This window comes from Bacteroides fragilis (assembly GCF_019583405.1).
Classification (GTDB): domain Bacteria; phylum Bacteroidota; class Bacteroidia; order Bacteroidales; family Bacteroidaceae; genus Bacteroides; species Bacteroides fragilis_B.
This window is the reverse complement of the sequence record NZ_SZUU01000009.1, coordinates 31457-51301: the sequence shown is the minus strand read 5'-3', so window position 1 is coordinate 51301 and position 19845 is coordinate 31457. Positions and strand designations below refer to the sequence as shown.

Sequence of the window (19845 nt, the reverse complement as noted above, 5' to 3'; positions counted from 1 at the left end):
AGAAACAAATCACCTAATCTCTGAAAAATTATGTACTTTTGCGACTTAAACATCTTGTAAGATTCAATGGAAGCATTCACATTCAATACGGCCGAACTGATACTGCTATCAGCCGCAGGCGTTCTTTTGATCGTTCAACTTATCTACTATCTCGGACTGTATAACCGGATACACACCCACAACCTTGCTGTTGGAAAAGATGAAGTACACTTCGGACGGGAACTTCCCCCGCTGTCTGTAGTCATCTGTGCACGCAACGAATCGGAAAACCTGCGCCAAAACCTGCCCTCTATCCTGAAACAGGATTATCCGGACTTTGAAGTAATCGTCATCAACGATGGTTCTACAGACGAAAGCGAAGATCTCCTGTCGGAGCTGGAAGAAGAATACCCGAACCTGTATCACAGTTTCACACCAGACAGCGCGCGGTACATCAGCCGGAAGAAACTGGCACTGACGCTGGGCATTAAAGCCAGTAAATATGACTGGCTGGTATTCACCGAGGCCGACTGCACTCCGGTCAGTGACAAGTGGCTTCGACGGATAGCACGCAATTTCACGCCGAGTACAGACATCGTACTGGGATATAGCGGTTACGAACGGGGAAAAGGATGGCTGCACAAACGGGTGTCTTTCGACTCGCTTTTCACCTCGCTTCGTTATCTGGGTTTTGCCTTGGCGGGTAAACCGTACATGGGCATCGGGCGCAACCTGGCCTACCGCAAGGAATTGTTCTTCAAAGTCAAAGGATTTTCTACCCACTTGAACATGCAGCGGGGAGAAGATGACCTGTTTATCAACCAAATTGCCAATGAAAACAATACCCGGGTGGAAACCTCACCGGATTCAGTGATACGGATGCAACCTGTGGAACGCTATAAGGACTGGAAAGAAGAAAAGGTAAGCTACATGGCAACCGCACGCTTCTATAAAGGTTCACAACGCTGGTTACTGGGATTGGAAACCGCCACGAGGCTATTGTTTTATGTCGTCTGCCTGTCGGGAATCGTATTCGGTATCCTCTCTTTTCACTGGCTGGCTGCGGGACTGGCTTTATTGTTATGGATCGTACGTTATTCGGCGCAAGCCTACGTCATCAACAAAACAGCCAATGAGATGGGAGACAACCGCTCTTACTACTTTACACTACCGGTTTTCGACATCATCCGTCCGCTACAATCCCTGAAGTTCAGACTCTACCGTCTCTATCGCAGAAAGGGTGATTTTATGCGAAGATAACTTGACTACTCGTACCGCATAGAACTGGCCGGATTGATCTTGGTTATCAAATAAGAGGGACCGACCAACATTAATACAGAAGCCAATAAGGTGCCGACATTGATCAGAAGGAAAAGCCAGATGTTCATGGAAACCGGCACCATACTTACATAGTAAGTTTCGGGATCGAGTTTAAAAAGTCCCAACTGTGACTGCAAAACACAGAAAGTAATACCAATTGCATTTCCCCACAACATCCCTTTCCCAATCAGAAAGACAGAGAACCACAGAAATACTTTACGGATAGTGAAATCATTGGCTCCCAAAGCCTTCAGGATGCCAATCATCTGTGTGCGTTCAAGGATGATAATCAATAATCCGGAAATCATCGTGAAGCCGGCTACCCCAATCATCAGGATAAGAATGACCCATACATTCAGGTCGAGCAGATCGAGCCAGGCAAATATCTGAGGATTCATTTGTTCGATGCTCTGTACGTAATAAGTCCCCCCGTAAACATCTTGCTTATTGTCCGTATCAACGGCTATACCATAGGTTATATCTTCCAGTTTGTCATAGTCACGTACCTGCAACTCTGCTCCGCTCACTTGTCCGGGAGCCCAGTTATTCAAACGGTTCACCAAATACAAGTCAGTCAGCAGAAAGAGATTATCATATTCAGAAAAGTTCGTTTGGTAAATACCTTTCACCGTCAACCGGCGGGCACGCACATCTTTCTGGATAAAATAGGCATATATTTTATCTCCCAGTTTCAGTTTCAGCCGGTCAGCTATCGCTTTCGATATGACCACCTGATTGGTGGAAGCCGTATCACTGAAGACCGGTATCTCTCCTTCTACCAGATGGTCGCGGAAAAAGGCAGGATCAAACTCCGGACCGACACCTTTGAGCACCATGCCCTGAAAAGCGTCATCTGTCTTTATCATCCCCGGTTTGGTGGAATATCGCTGCACATGTTTCACTTCCGGACGGGCGGAAAGAGCGATCATCATACTATCATCCACCACAACCGGATGAGTTTCGTAGGACCCTACCGCATCAAAATTACTGATCTGGATATGGGAGCCGAAGCCGATCACTTTATTACGTACCTCACTCTTAAAACCAATCACTACAGATACGGCAATGATCATCACCGCCAGGCCGATAGCAATGCCAATCATGGCAATCAGGACAGCAGGACGAGAAACTTGTTTTCCCCCGTCCGTATCACGATAAATCCGACGGGCAAGAAAATAGGAAAGCCTCACCTTGCCCTTCTCTTTGGAAAAGGGAACGGAGTTGCTTTGACTATGTGAATGAATGGATGACATCAGGTCTTATTCTGTTCTTCCCGGATAAGCCTCCAATGCTTTTTGCAGAACAAAGAGCGCACGGGTTAAATCTTCCTTTTTCAATACGTAAGCAATACGGACTTCATTCTTTCCGGAGCCCGGAGTAGTATAGAAACCGGAAGCCGGAGCCATAAACACTGTCTGTCCTTCATACTCAAACTCAGAGAGACACCAGGCACAGAATTTATCCGAATCATCGACCGGTAGCTTGGCTACTGTATAGAAAGCTCCCATCGGAATGGGGGAATAAACACCCGGTATACGGTTCAGACCGTCAATCAAACATTTACGGCGCTCAACGTATTCGTCATAAGTTTCGCGTGAGTACTCTTCGGGAGCATCCAGTGAAGCTTCGGCAGCAATCTGTCCGATCAGCGGAGGACTCAAACGTGCCTGACAGAACTTCATCACTGCATCACGCACTTCTTTATTCTTGGTTATCAAGGCACCGATGCGGATACCACATTCTGAATAACGCTTGGAAACAGAGTCAATCAGCACTACGTTATTTTCAATTCCTTCCAGATGGCAAGCCGAAATATAAGGGGAACCGGTATAGATAAACTCACGATACACTTCATCGGAGAAAAGGAAAAGATCATACTTCTTCACCAGGTCACGGATCTGATTCATCTCACGTCGGGTATACAGATAGCCAGTCGGATTATTCGGATTGCAGATCAAGATACCCTTAGTACGTTCGTTGATCAACTCTTCAAATTTCTCTACTTTCGGAAGCGAGAAACCTTCTTCGATTGTCGTAGCAATGGTGCGTATTTTAGCTCCGGCCGAAATGGCAAAAGCCATATAGTTGGCGTAAGCTGGTTCGGGAACAATGATCTCGTCTCCCGGATTAAGACACGACATGAATGAGAAAAGCACGGCTTCGGAACCTCCGGTAGTAATAATTATATCATCTGCTGTCAGGTTGATATTGAATTTCTCGTAATATCCTACTAATTTCTCGCGATAGCTACGATAACCGGCACTGGGGCTATATTCAAGCACCTTGCGGTCGATGTTGCGTATCGCGTCAATCGCGGCCTGAGGAGTGGGCAGGTCTGGCTGTCCGATGTTCAGGTGAAATACATGGATTCCCCGCTGTTTGGCAGCATCTGCCAAGGGAGCCAGCTTTCTGATAGGAGATGCAGGCATCTCTGTTCCGCGAATCGATATGGTTGGCATAATCTTGAATTATAAATGGTCAATTAATAAATATGAGCGGCAAATGTACACAATAAATCGGACACAAAGACATAAAAACTTTAAAAACCTTATCAAGGGTAAAAACGTTGTGGTAATATCAACAGAAAACGATACATTTGTATAACTACAAACCTAAAACGATAACATAATGACCATAAACCTGATCACATTTGCATCGATTCTGCATAAGCAAGCCACTGTACGTAGTTCACACGAAGCGATTCTCAGTGAACTGGAAAAATATTTCACCGTGAAGTTCATGGATTACCGGGACATCGACCGATTGCCAAAAGATGAATTCAGTATCATTTTCATTGCTACCGGAGGGGTCGAAAGGCTGGTAATGCAATGCTTCGAATCGCTTCCCCGGCCTGCCATTATACTGGCAGACGGAATGCAAAACTCCCTGGCTGCGGCACTGGAAATCTCCTCTTGGTTACGTGGCCGAGGTATGAAGAGTGAAATCCTCCATGGGGACTTTATGAGTATCGTTCAACGAATTCAGGTACTTTATACCAATTTCAAAGCACAACGTTCATTAGCAGGCCTTCGCATCGGAGTGATCGGTGCTCCTTCCTCGTGGCTGATCGCAAGCAACGTGGATTATCTGCTCGCAAAGCGGCGTTGGGGAATTGAGTATCTGGACATCCCGTTGGAACGAATTTATGACGTATACGATCGTATTACAGACAATGAAGTCGGTGCCTCATGCGCCGCAGTTGCTTCTCAAGCCTTGGCATGCCGCGAAGGAACTCCCGAAGATATGATTAAAGCAATGCGCCTTTACCGGGCCGTCAAGCGAATTTGTAAAGAAGAAAAACTAAGTGCCGTAACCCTGAGTTGTTTCAAACTGATAGAGCGCACCGGTACTACCGGTTGCCTGGCTCTTGCCATGCTGAACGACGAAGGGATCATTGCCGGATGTGAAGGGGATTTGCAATCTGTATTTACATTACTCGCTGCTAAAGCACTGACCGGGAAAGTGGGCTTCATGGCAAACCCCTCGATGATTAACGCCCGGAACAACGAAATAATACTGGCACATTGCACGATCGGAATGAAACAAACCGAACGTTATATCATCCGTAGCCATTTTGAAACGGAAAGCGGTATTGGTATTCAGGGACTGCTGCCGACCGGAGATGTCACTATCGTGAAATGTGGTGGAGAATGTCTGGACGAATATTACCTTTCTACCGGAACTCTGACCGAAAACACCAATTACATCAATATGTGCCGTACACAAGTACGTATAAAAATGAATGCACCGGCTGATTATTTCCTGAAGAATCCACTCGGAAACCATCACATTTTGCTACAAGGCAATTATGAAGATGCATTGAACGAATTCTTACAGGCAAACTCCTGTAAACGCACGGAATAAATCCACTCACAGCTTAACAGAGGTAAAGTCAGAACTCACCACAGAGAATACAGAGTGACACGGAGAGAATTTCAGATCATTGGTTACCAACACAGACAATCTGTGTTATCCTGTGTTCTCCATAGTGGAAAGAATATTGACGCATTCCTCCCGTCAAGGCCTAATTTAACACATGCAATGAAAGACACACGATATATGAAAAGAATCTTCCTGTCAGTACTGTTTATCTGTACTTTCCTTTCTCATCTTACTGCACAAACAGGCAAAGAAAGCGAACTTATCAAGCAGAATTATATCCGGTCGGTTATCGGACTGGATGAGAGCAAACAACCTTTCTTACAACTATTATCTAAAATTCCTCCCGAAAAAGAGGTATCTGACCAGAACGTTATCGAACTTCAACAACTTTACCCTATCCACCGGGAAGAGATACACCGACTGATCAGTACGATACGGGGAGACGGTTCATGGCCGGACATCAACTATGTTGATACCAAACGTTCGGGATGGGAACCGAAACAACACGCAGAACGGATACTGAAACTAACCAAATATTATGCCCGCGAAAAAGAGAATGCTTCCGCACAGGAGATTTCAGCCGTGACCAGCATTATTCACCAAGCCATGAATTACTGGTTCACCAAAAAACTGGCCTGCAAAAACTGGTGGTATAATCAAATAGGTATTCCCCGCACCTTGGGACCGGCTTTCCTCCTTTTCGAAGCAGAAATGACGGAAAAAGAAAAGCAGGAAGCCGTGCGGGTGATGGAACAATCCCATTTTGGCATGACAGGACAGAACAAAGTATGGCTGGCAGGCAACGTACTGATCCGGGGCTTACTCTTGAATGACTCCCAACTGGTAAAAGAGGCACGGGAAAACATTGGCTCGGAAATCGTATTGGGACAGAAAGAGGGTATTCAGCCGGACTGGAGTTTCCATCAGCATGGTCCCCAACAACAGTTCGGCAATTACGGACTTTCTTTCCTCTGCAACATGAGTTTTTATTCCGAACTGTTTGCCGGCACCCCTCTTGCATTCAGCCAAGAGCAACAGGATATCCTTGTATCCCTTCTTCTGAAAGGGTATCAATGGATTGTATGGAAAGGTCATTGGGACGTAAACGGATTGAACCGGCAACTCTTCCACAGCGCCGATCTTCACAAATCATTCAACCTGCTCTTCGCAGCCTGCTCACTGATGAAGGGAAGCAATGAACAACAGACACAGGAAATAGAGGCATTTATAGCCCGTAACTTCCTACATCCGGATGCAGAAAACGATTTCACAGGAAATAAGTTCTTCAAAGATTCCGACTTGACCATTCACCGTACCTCTGACTGGATGGCATCTTTACGCATGGCATCCAGCCGGGTAATTGGTACGGAACTGGTAAATGAGGATAACCTGAAGGGATATTACATGGCAGACGGAGCTGTCTATACGTATATTCGAGGAGATGAATACCACAATATTTTCCCTTTCTGGAACTGGCGCCGGATACCCGGTATCACAACCTATGAAAGCAATGCTCCCATCCCGATAGACAACGGACCGAATTCACGCAACAAAACCAATTTCACAGGTGGAGCAACAAACGGAAAACAGGGAATCACCGCCATGCACTTGAACCGTAACGGGCTATCCGCAAACAAAGTATGGATATTCACCAATGAATTTATCCTGTGCTTGGGAAGTGATATCCATGCAGACAGCACTGCCACACTTATCACCTCCATCGATCAACGGTTCAAGAATGGTGAAATATGGACGGAAGAAAACCGCCGTTATTTCCACGACAACACCGGATATATCCTTCTGCAGGACGAACTTTGCCTGGCACTGGCAGAAAAGAAGAAAGGACAGTGGCACGACTTCATGGGAATGTACGCTCCCCGGATGTTGGAAGATGAAATTTTCTCTATTTACATCAAACATCCGTCAGGTATCCCTGCCACTTACCGGTATTTGGTGCTCCCGGCTTCCACTCAGGAGAAGACGGCTGCATTCGATATTTCAAAAGTACAGGTATTGCAAAATGACGAAAAGGCACAGGTGGCATTTATCGACGAAATGTACTACGTCGCTGTTTGGCAGCCAATGACTCTCAAACTGTATAACGGAAAAAGAATACCTATAAAAAAACCGGGAGCCTATCTTTATCGTGCAGACGGTGCCCCGGTTTCCCAAGCTGTTTTTCCCAAAGGAGAGATCTAAAAATCTACCTTCCGACTATTTCATATTTTCAGGCAATTCGTAATATCTCACCCAGTCAACCTCCATCTGTACGGGAAGCTCCGCGTCGTCTATCTCTCCGGCCCATCCTCCGAGTACCTGGTTGAGCAGTAAGAAGAAAGGAACATCGAATGGCCACTGCACAGCCCCCTCCTCTTTAATGCGGGGATAACTGAAAGTGAGTGAATCATTGATGAACATATCAATTTTATCCGGTGTCCATTCCATCCCAAACACATTAAATTCATGCGGATTGTAGGATGCAGTAGTATAATAGTCCGGATCTGTTTTATGTCCTAACACTTTGATATATTCGGTATGCATGGTATGATAGACAAACGTATCTTTGTTCAGTTGTTCCATTATATCGATCTCTCCACATTTAGGCCACGCACCATACGTTGTAGAGTCAGTAGGCTTAAGCCAGATAGCAGGCCAGGAACCTTTAGCACTACCCAGTTTGGCACACACTTCAAAGCGTCCGTACAAGAAGTCTTTTTTGCCCAAAGTCTCAACACAACCAGCCATGTAGCGGATCGTATCATTCGGATCGTTATTGGGCAAAGCACGCAGAATCAATTTACCGCCCTTTACTAACGTAACAAAGTTATTATCCCGGCAAAAAGGATGCCAGGGAGAGAACACCCATTTCTCGGGATCGGGTGCACCGTTTTTATCGAACTCGTCCTGCCAGGTAAGTTTCCAGTCTATATCACTTTTATAAAGTTTACGGACAGGAGTGTCTTTACAAGAGGACAATGATATGCCGGCAAATACAAAGAAAGCAAACGGCAAAGCTAACAATAAGTTTTTGTGTTTCATGATATATTGGTTTAAAGTGGCATCTCTATCCATTTCCCCCCGTGCCATTCGGTCACTGTTTCAAAGCCTGCTTTCTGCAAAGCAGCCAATGCCTCGGGACGTCCGCTATTGATCCGTTCGGGATAATGCGAATCACTGTTCACCTGCACACGAACTCCCAACTTCTTAAGCAACGGGAAATACCGTTCGTTCGGAAAGAAAGTATTCAAGTGATGCAAAGCTTTTGTATTGATCTCTACAATATATCCTTTAGCTGCAACAGCAGAGAAATAGTCGTGTATCAATGCATCGTACCAAGGCTCGTCCAACAGACCGGGACGGTAGAAGGCGGCATTGTGATGCATCTTATCGGCATGTCCTAAGATATCAAATCCTCCCAATTCCACCATTCGTAACAGACGGTCATAATACAGATGAATCACACGGTCGAGGTCACCGCCGAAATGCTGATCGACGATATCCCGGAACACCTCTGCACATACATCGATATCCACTACTTCATCCCGGTCATTGTAAAGCAGATGTACCGAACCGATACGGTAGTCGAGCGGCAACTCCTGGAAACGCCGGACGGAAGGATTACTGTCTTCGTTCAGGTAATCTATTTCCAGCCCGACAGCCAGTTCGATTTCCGAAGCATATTTCTCTTTCATCCGGGTAAATTCATCCAGATAGTCGTCCATACGATCCCACTCCATCGTCCAATGAGTCGGAAACGGCAGTGGGGCGTGTGAAGAAATACCATAGGACGTAAACCCTCGGCTGATGGCAAAACGGATAAAATCCTCCATGCCGGCACGGCCGTCACAATAGAGGGTATGACTATGATAATTGGTCAGGTTCATGATTCTATTTCGCTAAGTTCAAGCCAACGCATGGTTTTCTCGTCTATCAGATCGTTTACCTCGGGCAATCGCTTCGATTTCTCTGTCAGTTCGTCCACCGAAAGCGTACCACTGCAGAGCAGTTCTTCTATCTGCAGTTTCTCTGTTTCCAGCTCAGCTATTTCCTTTTCCAGTTGTTCGAATTCCCGTTTCTCCTTGAAACTCATCTTGCGCTTCTCGTTCAGGCGGACACGGGCTGTTTTTTCTTCCTGTGGTTTCTCCGCCTCCTTCTCCTTTTGGGATTTGGCTTCTTTCCAGTCACGATAATCGCTGTAATTACCGGGAAAGTCACGAATATCTCCCTGTCCGTTGAATACCAACAAGTGGTCGACCACTTTATCCATAAAGTAGCGGTCGTGCGAAACGACAATGACACATCCCTTGAAGTTCTGCAAATATTCCTCCAACACATTCAAGGTAATAATATCGAGGTCATTCGTGGGCTCGTCAAGTACCAGGAAGTTCGGGTTACGCATCAGCACGGTACAGAGATAAAGTCGACGGCGTTCTCCCCCACTCAATTTGTATACATAACTATGTTGAGTTTCGGGAGTAAATAAGAAGTGTTGCAGAAACTGGGAAGCCGTCAGCTTCTTGCCGTTACCCAACTCAATGACCTCAGCGATATCCTGCACAACGTCAATGACTTTCATCTGCTCGTCAAACTGTAATCCGTCCTGCGAGTAGTATCCGAAACGTACGGTCTCTCCAATATCCAGTGTACCACTGTCAGGCTGCACCTGTCCCATCAATATTTTTATAAAAGTAGACTTCCCCGTACCGTTATTCCCCACAATTCCCATCTTTTCATAACGGGCGAAGATGTAAGAGAAATCTTCCAATATCTTCAGGTCGCCAAAACTCTTATAGAGATGATCAGCCTCGAATATCTTGCTGCCAATATAAGAAGCTTTCACTTCCAGCTTCACATTGTCATTGTTAAATCGTTGTTTGGCAACTTTCTCCAGTTCATAAAAAGCATCTTCGCGATACCGGGCTTTGTGTCCGCGTGCCTGAGGCATACGACGCATCCAGTCCAACTCAGTACGATATAAATTGTTCGCACGCTCTATCTCAACCGATTTCGCTTCAATACGTTCCTGGCGTTTCTCCAGATAATAACTGTAATTTCCTTTGTATTGATAAACCTGACGGTTGTCTATCTCGATGATTTCGGAACAGACACGGTCGAGAAAGTAACGGTCATGCGTCACCATCAGCAGACTGAGGTTCGTACGGCGAAGATACTCTTCCAGCCATTCGGTCATGTCGAGATCCAGATGATTGGTAGGCTCGTCCAAAATCAGCAAATCCGGTTCGGTAATCAAAGCATTGGCCAAAGCTACCCGCTTAAGCTGTCCTCCGGAGAGATGCTTCACCTGTTGGTCAAAGTTCCGTATCTTGAGTTGCGAAAGTATCTGTTTAGCCTTCTGTTCATACTCCCAAGCCTTTTCATGGTCCATACGTACCAGCAGGTCATCCAGTCCCGGATGTCCTTCGGTTTCCATGCACCGTTCGTACTCCTTTATCAGCTCTACGGTACTGTTACCATGGTGAAAACAGGCTTCCAACACAGTCAATTCTTCGGGATATTGCGGATCTTGCTCCAAATAATCAACTCGAAGGTCACGGCGGAACACAATATTGCCGCTATCATATCCTTCCTTTCCGGAGAGTATATTTAATAAGGTGGTTTTACCCGTACCGTTTTTAGCGATCAAGCCGATACGCTGGCCTTCGGCAATACCGAAGGAAATATTTTCGAAAAGAACCAAATCGCCAAAAGATTTGGTAAGATTATCTACTTGTAAATAAGGGGTCATAATAATCGAATGTGATAATAGGTGGTTAGTGTATCAGTGCCTGCTTATATGCCTCTGCCACTTCGCAGGCTTCTCCGGCTTTCACCCGGCTCCACAGTAATTTCATCGGATCAATCAACTGTTCCGAACCTTCATACCGCAACACCGGCACTTCACGGTTACCGTCAACCAGCGTCATCCATTCCATACCCTCCACTTCATTAGCCAGAATCGTACAGATGGCGATACCGAACGCCAGCCAGGGTTCTTTTTTCTTAGGAGAGAGAACGCCACTGTCAATCACATCCTGTATCTTTTGCAGGTCTTCTTCCAGTCCCTGAAAGTCTTTTTTCAATTGCGTTTTCACCGTATCTGTCACCCACTCGTAGGCCTCGTTCACCTGATAGATCTCAGAAAGGCGAATAGGAATGATTTCCGCAGGATACTTTTGTCCGTCTTTACGGATCTCAAGGCTGGATATAATCTTTTCCGCCTCATCCACATGTTCTCCTTTCGGTACGGTAAACGAACATTCGAAGGCAACATTGTCAATGCCTGTCACCCAAAGATGGCTGGTGTAATAGGTACCCTCTTCCTCAAACATCTCCTTGCTGTAGGCACATTCCAGATGTCCCACCTTCACCAAGGAGGCCGAAGGGTTTTCTTTCAGTTCCTGACGGACGGAATCCTTTCCATAATTCATACCGCCCGGTGCGGCAGCATCTTCTTTATAGGCTGATATACGGAAATTACCCGTCCAATGTTCGGGATTATAAAAAAGGAAGGAGCCTTCGCCGTCTTCAAATTCGCTCCAGTCTGACGGATATATCATTGAGAACCATGTCCCCGGGGAGATAAATTTCTTACCTTGTATCATATTGCTTTCTGAATGTTGATAACCTTACAAAAGTAACAATCCCATCGCTGATATGCAAAAAATAGCATAAAAAAACAGCCGATTCTCACGAACCGGCTGTTCCAATCATCATCTATGAATGAAGACAGCTTTTTAGCGTCCTCAATATTTTCTGAATTCCAACCGGGCATAGTCCGACTGAAGAACCAATTTGTTACTATTCAGCTTCTCTACGGCAAAGTCCTGTACCCGGCCATCCATGCCGAAAACTTTCATCTGTTCCGCCGTAGCGTCGAGTACTTGTATGTGCATGGAGTCGTTCTCGTAGACATATTTTCCAAAGAACTCACTATTACCCAACTTCCTCAAGTGGATGATATCCATCTGAAAACTGAAATAAGTGTCCAGTGGAGTATCGATATTACCATCTTTATATTCTATACGTTGCATCTGCCACATTCCATCCAGATAGCGATGCCCGAATTTCTTTCCACACGACGTGAAACCGATCAGGACGACAAACAACAATAGGATTCCTTTTTTCATTTCTTCTTACCAATTAAACCTGTTTTACGAATGGTGAGCATACCGCCCCAACTTTCTCCTAACATATTGCCACGGTCTACCGCACCGGCCAGCGTGAAACTCCATCCCCGAATCTGTTCGGGTTTATAAGTCACCTCCAACAATCCGTTCTGGTTTCTTCTGATATTCCGGTACGGACTACCGTAAGTTCCCCAGTGCTTAGCAACACTTACCAGAATGCGGTAATCTATCTCTGAGGTAGGACTGCCATTCAAACCGATATGGAATCCTTTCACACGGTTACTCTCAAAAGCCAGGTTTCCATCCTTATTATATATAGGTGAGGTAACCAACGGATTACCAATACCCTGTCCCCAATGTTCCCAACCGGCATACTGCGAATTATTGTAATAATTATCGGCTCCGGTAAACGAATGATCAATGGCCGGAGTAGCAAAGTAATGGAAAGCTCCCGATTGGTGCTTCGTATACAAAAACTCTCCGACAATCGTTTTCACAAAAGGATTCTCCGGCAACGTCACCTCCAATCCGGTCAGGCAATCTCTCCACATGCCATAAGTCAGTGTCATTCCCGAGCGGTCCTCAAAAAAGTGCTCCCAGTAAGCCTTTATTTTCCAGGTCGGAAAATGATACCCCACAGCGGCACTGTAACTTCCGACGTGATTTCCCAGAATATTTATCTGGTCACTCTCCGAAGCCCCACTGTCTCCGTTGCTTGGAAAGAAAATACGGAAAAAGTCTTTCCAACTGTCCGGTGTACGCAACACCGTCCCGTCCGGATAATAGCAATCGCCTCCAAACTGAGCTGCCATCTCGATACCCAATTCCACCGAAACAGGTGACTTCTGCAGATTCTCTACCTTCAGGAAAGCTGCTTTCGAATGAAACAGAGTCTCTTTCGTGTATTTAGAACGCCCGGCAGTGAAACGCTCCTGGAATTTTTCATCCGTAAACATCCCATAAGCTACGTGTCCCTTGATATGCAACCAGTTTTTGGTCCACGGAAAAGGAATATACTCGGGTATAGAAACCCGAACTTGTGGAATGGGACGGGCATTGGTAGAAAAAGTCATACTACCGGAGCTCAACTGATCATTTTTCATTTCGTTGCCACGCTCCTTACTGCCGACACTTATTTCCATCCCCCGATAACGCAAATCCACATAAGCCTGTTGGATGAAGAATTTAGAAGTGAAGCGACTTGCACCCACCATTTCCAACCCAAAGGCATAAGAGAACTTTTTATCCTTCTCCAAATCCCGAAAGATACCCGCATCCAAATAAGCATTGTTTTTTCGAATAGACGAAAGCCCGTGCTTATTTGCCACGAGCCAAAAAGGCGTGTTGTGCCCACCACTTACAGTTGCACTGGTTTCAATCTTATAGTTTAGGCCTTTGTCAAATTGCGCCTGCACAGTCGCAGGAGCCATCAGCATCAAACAGCTGAATATGAAATAGTTTCTTCGTTTCATTCTAACGTGTGTTTGGAATACATCCAAATATTGAACGGCAAAAGTACAACAAAGACATGAAACGAATCTATATATTAGAGTTTTATTAGGATTATTTAGCTACGAGCTGTACGAATCGTTTTTTAAGTAAGTCCCCGCCTTCGTTTTACTTTGGCGTCTTCAGGTCACTTTCCTATCGGCTGTATCTTCCGGCGTACATCTTTCGAAATCTCCAGGAACATATAGTTCAGCTTGCCGGAATGAATACCTTTCTCGTTTTCCTTATACTTCTTATTGGCATACTGTTTCGACTTCTCAAAGGTGAGCAGGGACATTTGATTCTGTGACTTACCTACCATAGTGGAATCCAGTTGTTCATCGGGGAAAAAGTCGTCCAGATCGACATCACCTATCATCGTTGTTTCCAGAAAATTCATATCCTTATGTGAATTGTCGGTATAGTACCCCACAAACATGTGACCGGGAGTACGTACCAGAATCGGTTCGATATTGATGGCACGGAGCAAGGAAGCAAACAGGACACTACCGTCCACACAGTTAATCTGCGATGACTCCAATGCGTCATCAAACGTACGTACACGCTGAGAATAGACCACATTGCTGGACAGGCTGGTGTTGGACACCGAACTGTAACGGAATTTACGTTTCTGCAAAACATTCCATAATGCATATACCTGTTTATCTACAGCTCCGGGAGCCGGATTCTGATAGCCCAGAAAGCGATTGACTATCCGTGTGTTCAATGCTTCGCGAAGCAACTGGTCGATCATCGGATTCTCTTCGTTGACATATGCGGCAAAGAAAATCCCCGTATCGTGGAATTTTGTACCATTAGTCACATACCCCAACAGACACTCGTTGACACTCCGTACAGAAAAAGTGCGTACACGCTGTCCCAGATCTTCTCCGTTCATTTCTACCGTAACGGCCACACTGATGGGTTCCGCCTGGTTATTGTTTTTCAACGCTTCGTAGTTCCAAATGATATCGGGATAAATGGTATATTCCGTACGAGGCTTATTGAGCACGAACTCCGACACCGAACGTGAAAAGAATGGGGTTTCCGCAACATCGATCCGCACACGGCTATAAGCAGAACGTGACTTTATTTTTATGGCTATGCACGATTTAGGATTGCCCAGATATACGGAGTCAGCCGGTTGAATAACCTGGGCGTCGGTCGTAGCAACCGAGAGGATAGCAGAAGGAAAAATATTCCCTCCCAGCTCGTCAGTTATCTCAAAACCGGAAGTTGCGGAAGAGAACTTAAACACAGACACTCCTATAGCTATAAAGAACAAAGCGACAACCGTCCAAAGCACCTCACGTTTGCGTTGCTTGAAATCTATCTTAATCATTTTGATATTTCAATTTATTGACAGAACAAAGATACAACATTTTTGTTGATAAAGTGTCTCCCGAATCTCGGAAATGTAATCGAATCGTAATACGTGTTTCATCCCCTCGTAACAAAAAGCCTCCATCTTTGCAGAAGAAAAGAAATAAAGTTTAACTTTGTAGTATTACATTAACAAAGAATACAATGAACGATTACCGTATTTTAGTGGTCGACGATGAAGAAGACCTCTGTGAGATTCTGAAGTTCAATCTTGAGAACGAAGGGTACGAAGTAGATACTGCCAACTCTGCAGAAGAAGCCCTGAAAATGAATATCAGCAGCTATCACCTGCTGTTATTGGACGTCATGATGGGGGAAATTTCCGGATTCAAAATGGCCAATCTGCTGAAAAAAGATAAAAAGACAGCACAGGTTCCCATTATATTCATCACTGCCAAAGATACGGAAAATGACACCGTCACCGGATTCAACCTGGGAGCGGACGACTATATTTCAAAACCTTTCTCCCTGCGTGAGGTCATTGCCCGCGTGAAGGCTGTGCTCCGGCGCACTGCTACTTCGGATACGGAAAAAGCACCCGAACAACTCTGCTACCAGTCTCTGGTGATCGATATTACCAAAAAGAAAGTGAGCATCGATGGTGAAGAAGTGGCGCTAACCAAAAAGGAATTTGAAATCCTCTTCTTGTTGCTACAGAACAAAGGACGTGTTTTCTCGCGCGAAGATATTCTGAGCCGGATCTGGAGCGATGAGGTCTATGTACTTGACCGTACCATAGACGTCAACATCACCCGGTTACGGAAAAAAATCGGCATCTATGGCAAACGTATCGTCACTCGTCTGGGATACGGTTATTGCTTCGAAACGGAATAGAAACGAATACGATTCACCACAGAGGACACAGAGAATATCTTTCTCTTAAACATCCATATAAACAAGAGATTAAAACTCTGTGCCCTCTGTGTCCTCTGTGGTGAATAATACTCAAAAACATTACATATATGAACCTACCTGTCACCCAAAAGCACTTTCTCTCTTTTAGCCGGAAGTTATTCCTTTCGGTCATTTCCCTGTTTTTGGTATTTGCCGCTTGCTTCATGGCTTATCAGTATCAGCGGGAGAAAGAGTATAAAGTAGAGTTATTGAATATACAGTTACAGGATTGCAATAATCTGCTGTATGAAAAGTTGCACGATCACCCACAGGATATGACTGAAGTGATCTCCGATTACTTGCAACATAACGCATTGAAAGATTTGCGTATTACTGTAGTAAACCTCGATGGAAAAGTGCTTTTCGACAGTCAGGAACAGAATGTGGAGCAGTTGGGCAATCACCTCGACCGGGAAGAGGTACAAAAAGCCCTGCACAATGGGGTCGGCTTCGATGTACGTCGCACCTCCGAAACAACCGGAGTCCCCTATTTCTACTCCGCCACCTTATATAAGGACTACATCATCCGCTCGGCTCTGCCCTACAGTGTCAGCCTGATCAATAACCTGAAAGCAGACCCACATTACATCTGGTTCACCGTTATCGTCACCCTGTTGCTGATGATCATCTTCTATAAGTTTACCAACAAGCTGGGTACTTCCATCAGCCAGCTCCGCGAATTCGCCATGCGCGCCGACCGCAATGAACCCATCGAAATGGCAATGCAATCGGCCTTCCCACATAATGAACTGGGTGAGATTTCGCAACACATCATCCAGATATACAAACGTCTCCACGAAACGAAAGAGGCGCTTTATATCGAAAGAGAGAAATTGATCACACACCTGCAAATTTCTCACGAAGGACTGGGAGTATTCAATAAAGACAAAAAAGAGATTCTGGTAAACAACTTGTTTACCCAATACAGCAATCTGATATCGGACTCAAACCTGGAAACGGCAGAAGAAGTATTCAACATCAGCGAACTCAAAGAGATAACGGACTTCATTAACAAAGCTCCCAAACGACCTGTCGGCAAGGAAGAGAAACGAATGTCTATCACCATCAATAAAAACGGAAAAACTTTTATCGTAGAGTGCATCATCTTCCAGGATATGAGCTTTGAAATCAGCATTAACGATGTCACTCAGGAAGAAGAGCAGATCCGCTTGAAACGACAATTGACACAAAACATTGCGCATGAATTGAAAACCCCGGTCAGCAGCATCCAAGGTTATCTGGAAACTATTGTCAACAATGAAAACATCCCGAGGGAAAAAATGAATGTATTCCTTGAACGCTGTTACGCACAGAGCAACCGCCTGAGCCGGCTACTACGTGATATCTCCGTACTGACGCGTATGGACGAAGCCGCCAACATGATCGATATGGAAAAGATAGACATCAATGTTCTGGTAACTAATATTGTGAACGAAGTATCTCTGGAACTGGAAGAGAGACACATCACGGTAGTCAATTCACTGAAAAAGGAGATTCAGATACGGGGCAATTACTCGCTGCTCTATTCCATTTTCCGCAACTTGATGGACAACGCCATCGCTTATGCCGGAAACAATATCCAAATTCATATCAACTGTTTCCGTGAAGACGAGAAATTCTATTACTTCAGCTTTGCTGACACAGGCATAGGCGTATCGCCCGAACATTTGAACCGTCTTTTCGAACGCTTTTATCGGGTGGACAAAGGGCGCTCCCGCAAATTGGGAGGCACAGGGTTAGGTTTGGCCATTGTCAAGAATGCCGTTATCATCCACGGAGGAAGCATATCGGCCAAGAACAGCCAAGGGGGCGGCTTGGAATTTGTATTTACACTGGCCAAAGAAAAGTAGAGTCCTCACCAAACTCTCTCTTTAAACCACTTAGTATCCAGATTCTTCAGACCGGAATTTCCGGTAAGATTATCTATAGCCACCTGTACGGCCTCCTTTTCGGTAGAGTGGCGTCCGGACAGGCTATCACTGCTTATCCAGAAGGCCTTGAGGAAACGAAGTCGTGCATCTACTTCTTTCTTCCGCGCTTTTCCGGCAAATGGAGCAAGCGGATAGGCACGTACCCAATCTTTATTCCGGTTGTCCATCACCAAACTTTCCAATTGCGCTATCGTATACTTTCCGACAAGCGCATCTGTATACTTCCGGAATCGGCTATACACACCGGAGGACCCCGTAACTGCCTTGGATGCCGCAAAAACTTTTTCGTAACGTTCGCGCCCCAGTGTATTGTATGCCGTCCAAAACCAAGCCGTATCCACCACTCCCATAGAGATCTCCAGAGGCGACAGAATAGTATAAGGATTAATTCTTGTCTCATCTACATCATGGTAGCACTCCCTTGTGTAAGCATAGAACAAATTTGCCGCACAAGTCAGCCCCTTCCATCCGGTAGCTTCTTCTACCATCTCCAGCCAACGGGGAGAATATACAGCCATCTCCATCAGGCGTTTCGGAGTGATACCGGCACGTTCGACAAGCATCTTCAACCAGTCCGACGTATCTGTCGGCAAAGGAGCGCAATGCAACATCAAATAACAGAACATACCTATACGGGTTTCACTAGTGTCGTAATACCACTTATCGAGCCGTACGAACTTTTCCTTCCCCATAAGACTCAACAAGCGAATCATTACTTCGGCCCCGAACACGCCGTCCAGTTTCTGAGCCAACGAAGTGACCTCAGTACGGGCTTCTCCCCTTTCTAACTCTATCTCGAGGATACGCTCTGTCACTTTTTCCAACACTTTCTTAAAACCACTGAAATCATAATCCCGGCAATCGGTATATTGTCGTTTCTCCTTTTGATTTTTTTTATAAAAAAAGCCCACAGACTCTCCTATCAAAGCAGGCGAAATCGGACGATCCATCAGTTCAACAATCAACATATCTTCAGACAATATTCCTCTTTGATAGGCTCTTCCGAAGTCGACTGCACGAATAGGAAATTCAAGCGGATAAGGTTCTTCCTTATAAGATAAGAAGTTACACAAACGATACAGTTCGTAGCGTATCTTGAAATCGGCCGTAAATTCATCATCGGTCAGTAAACGCTTCGGGTGTTTCAGCCAGCAGTCTATCCAATAACAATGAACAAGCACGACACGATGATCATTGGTAGAGCCAAACCACTCACGCACACTGTACAGGAAGGTGATATTCCGGGGGGTAAGCAATGGAAGCAGGTGGAGCAGAATGTAATGTGAGTACTTCAGATACACCTCCTGGTCACGATAATCCCACTCCAAGGCCCAGAGAATTTCACTCAAGGCATAAGGGTGCGCAAGACGCCTCAATGCCTGTTCATACTCTACCAAAGGTATTTTTCCGTATAACTTATCGAGCAACGTACCGAAACCTTTACGCCAGACACAAGTCTGCGAATGGGATGCCACAAGACACATCTCTAACAGAAGTGAATAATCCTTCACTTCCGTCTCGTAGAATCGTATCCATACATCGGCAAACGGATAGCGCCCTATCGCTGTTGGTGAATCCGAGTCACGTTTCGTCCTTTCAATTTGATCCCTGAACAGATGTACTTCTCCCCAAGGATCACTATAGGTCAGTTCGCCATGAATTGCGATCTGATATTGTAGTTTGTCAAAAAGCTCTAATACTTTTCCCGACTGTATTCCTCTAAAGATTGCCTCTGTAGTTGATTGTCCTTTTTTATTCTTCATGTTCAATTTGCTTGTTGTGTGTCCAACGTTTTCATGATTAAGTACAAATATAGAATAAAAATACTATCTTTGTCCCAT

The 19845-nt window shown here is 45.3% G+C and carries 15 protein-coding genes; 5 read left to right on the top strand and 10 right to left on the bottom strand.

Features of this window, described 5'->3' with window-relative positions:
• The first annotated feature begins 66 nt into the window (after positions 1-66).
• Positions 67-1239, top strand: coding sequence for a glycosyltransferase (locus tag FDF36_RS17050; protein WP_220392164.1), 1173 nt, complete (start codon positions 67-69; stop codon positions 1237-1239).
• Positions 1240-1244: 5 nt separating this feature from the next.
• Here FDF36_RS17050 and FDF36_RS17045 read toward each other — a convergent pair whose 3' ends face one another.
• Together FDF36_RS17045 and FDF36_RS17040 are read right to left on the bottom strand one after the other, a co-directional pair.
• The gene (locus FDF36_RS17045) at positions 1245-2489 is read right to left on the bottom strand and encodes an ABC transporter permease (RefSeq protein WP_220392244.1); all 1245 of its coding nucleotides are present in this window, start codon (positions 2487-2489) and stop codon (positions 1245-1247) included.
• 69 nt (positions 2490-2558) lie between these two features.
• A complete protein-coding gene (locus tag FDF36_RS17040) occupies positions 2559-3758 on the bottom strand; it encodes a pyridoxal phosphate-dependent aminotransferase (RefSeq protein WP_005776370.1) in 1200 nt (399 codons plus the stop codon).
• A gap of 169 nt (positions 3759-3927) precedes the next feature.
• Here FDF36_RS17040 and FDF36_RS17035 point away from each other — a divergent pair, with 169 nt between their 5' ends.
• Together FDF36_RS17035 and FDF36_RS17030 are read left to right on the top strand one after the other, a co-directional pair.
• Positions 3928-5163 (top strand): fucose isomerase, encoded by a 1236-nt coding sequence (locus FDF36_RS17035; protein ID WP_195316596.1) that lies wholly within the window; start codon positions 3928-3930, stop codon positions 5161-5163.
• Positions 5164-5358: 195 nt separating this feature from the next.
• Positions 5359-7380, top strand: a complete 2022-nt coding sequence (locus FDF36_RS17030; RefSeq protein WP_220392163.1) for a polysaccharide lyase 8 family protein — start codon at positions 5359-5361, stop codon at positions 7378-7380.
• A gap of 15 nt (positions 7381-7395) precedes the next feature.
• Here the strand turns inward: FDF36_RS17030 and FDF36_RS17025 are convergent, their stop codons facing one another.
• The 7 genes from FDF36_RS17025 to FDF36_RS16995 form a co-directional block, all read right to left on the bottom strand.
• Positions 7396-8220 carry a glycoside hydrolase family 16 protein gene (locus FDF36_RS17025; RefSeq protein ID WP_220392162.1) on the bottom strand — a complete coding sequence of 275 codons (825 nt, stop codon included), beginning with the start codon at positions 8218-8220 and terminating at the stop codon, positions 7396-7398.
• An 11-nt stretch (positions 8221-8231) separates the two neighbouring features.
• Positions 8232-9065 carry a histidinol-phosphatase gene (locus FDF36_RS17020; RefSeq protein WP_220392161.1) on the bottom strand — a complete coding sequence of 278 codons (834 nt, stop codon included), beginning with the start codon at positions 9063-9065 and terminating at the stop codon, positions 8232-8234.
• Positions 9062-10927 carry an ABC-F family ATP-binding cassette domain-containing protein gene (locus tag FDF36_RS17015; protein ID WP_005786400.1) on the bottom strand — a complete coding sequence of 622 codons (1866 nt, stop codon included), beginning with the start codon at positions 10925-10927 and terminating at the stop codon, positions 9062-9064. The genes FDF36_RS17020 and FDF36_RS17015 overlap by 4 nt, the downstream gene beginning before the upstream one ends.
• Before the next feature lie 25 nt (positions 10928-10952).
• Positions 10953-11783 carry a DUF3805 domain-containing protein gene (locus FDF36_RS17010; protein ID WP_005786399.1) on the bottom strand — a complete coding sequence of 277 codons (831 nt, stop codon included), beginning with the start codon at positions 11781-11783 and terminating at the stop codon, positions 10953-10955.
• Between the two features lie 141 nt (positions 11784-11924).
• Positions 11925-12308 carry a lipocalin-like domain-containing protein gene (locus FDF36_RS17005; protein ID WP_195316601.1) on the bottom strand — a complete coding sequence of 128 codons (384 nt, stop codon included), beginning with the start codon at positions 12306-12308 and terminating at the stop codon, positions 11925-11927.
• Positions 12305-13780, bottom strand: coding sequence for a capsule assembly Wzi family protein (locus FDF36_RS17000; protein ID WP_220392160.1), 1476 nt, complete (start codon positions 13778-13780; stop codon positions 12305-12307). Before FDF36_RS17000 ends, FDF36_RS17005 begins: the two co-directional genes overlap by 4 nt.
• Before the next feature lie 164 nt (positions 13781-13944).
• Positions 13945-15138, bottom strand: a complete 1194-nt coding sequence (locus FDF36_RS16995) for a hypothetical protein (protein ID WP_195316603.1) — start codon at positions 15136-15138, stop codon at positions 13945-13947.
• 185 nt (positions 15139-15323) lie between these two features.
• Between FDF36_RS16995 and FDF36_RS16990 the strand changes: the two genes are divergently transcribed.
• Both FDF36_RS16990 and FDF36_RS16985 read left to right on the top strand, forming a co-directional pair.
• Positions 15324-16013 (top strand): response regulator transcription factor, encoded by a 690-nt coding sequence (locus FDF36_RS16990; protein WP_220392159.1) that lies wholly within the window; start codon positions 15324-15326, stop codon positions 16011-16013.
• A 128-nt stretch (positions 16014-16141) separates the two neighbouring features.
• Entirely contained in the window at positions 16142-17923 is a 1782-nt protein-coding gene (locus FDF36_RS16985; protein ID WP_220392158.1) for a sensor histidine kinase, read from the top strand.
• 5 nt (positions 17924-17928) lie between these two features.
• On the opposite strand, the gene FDF36_RS16980 is transcribed toward FDF36_RS16985, so the two are convergent.
• The gene (locus FDF36_RS16980) at positions 17929-19767 is read right to left on the bottom strand and encodes a DUF5724 domain-containing protein (protein WP_195316606.1); all 1839 of its coding nucleotides are present in this window, start codon (positions 19765-19767) and stop codon (positions 17929-17931) included.
• Positions 19768-19845 lie beyond the last annotated feature (78 nt).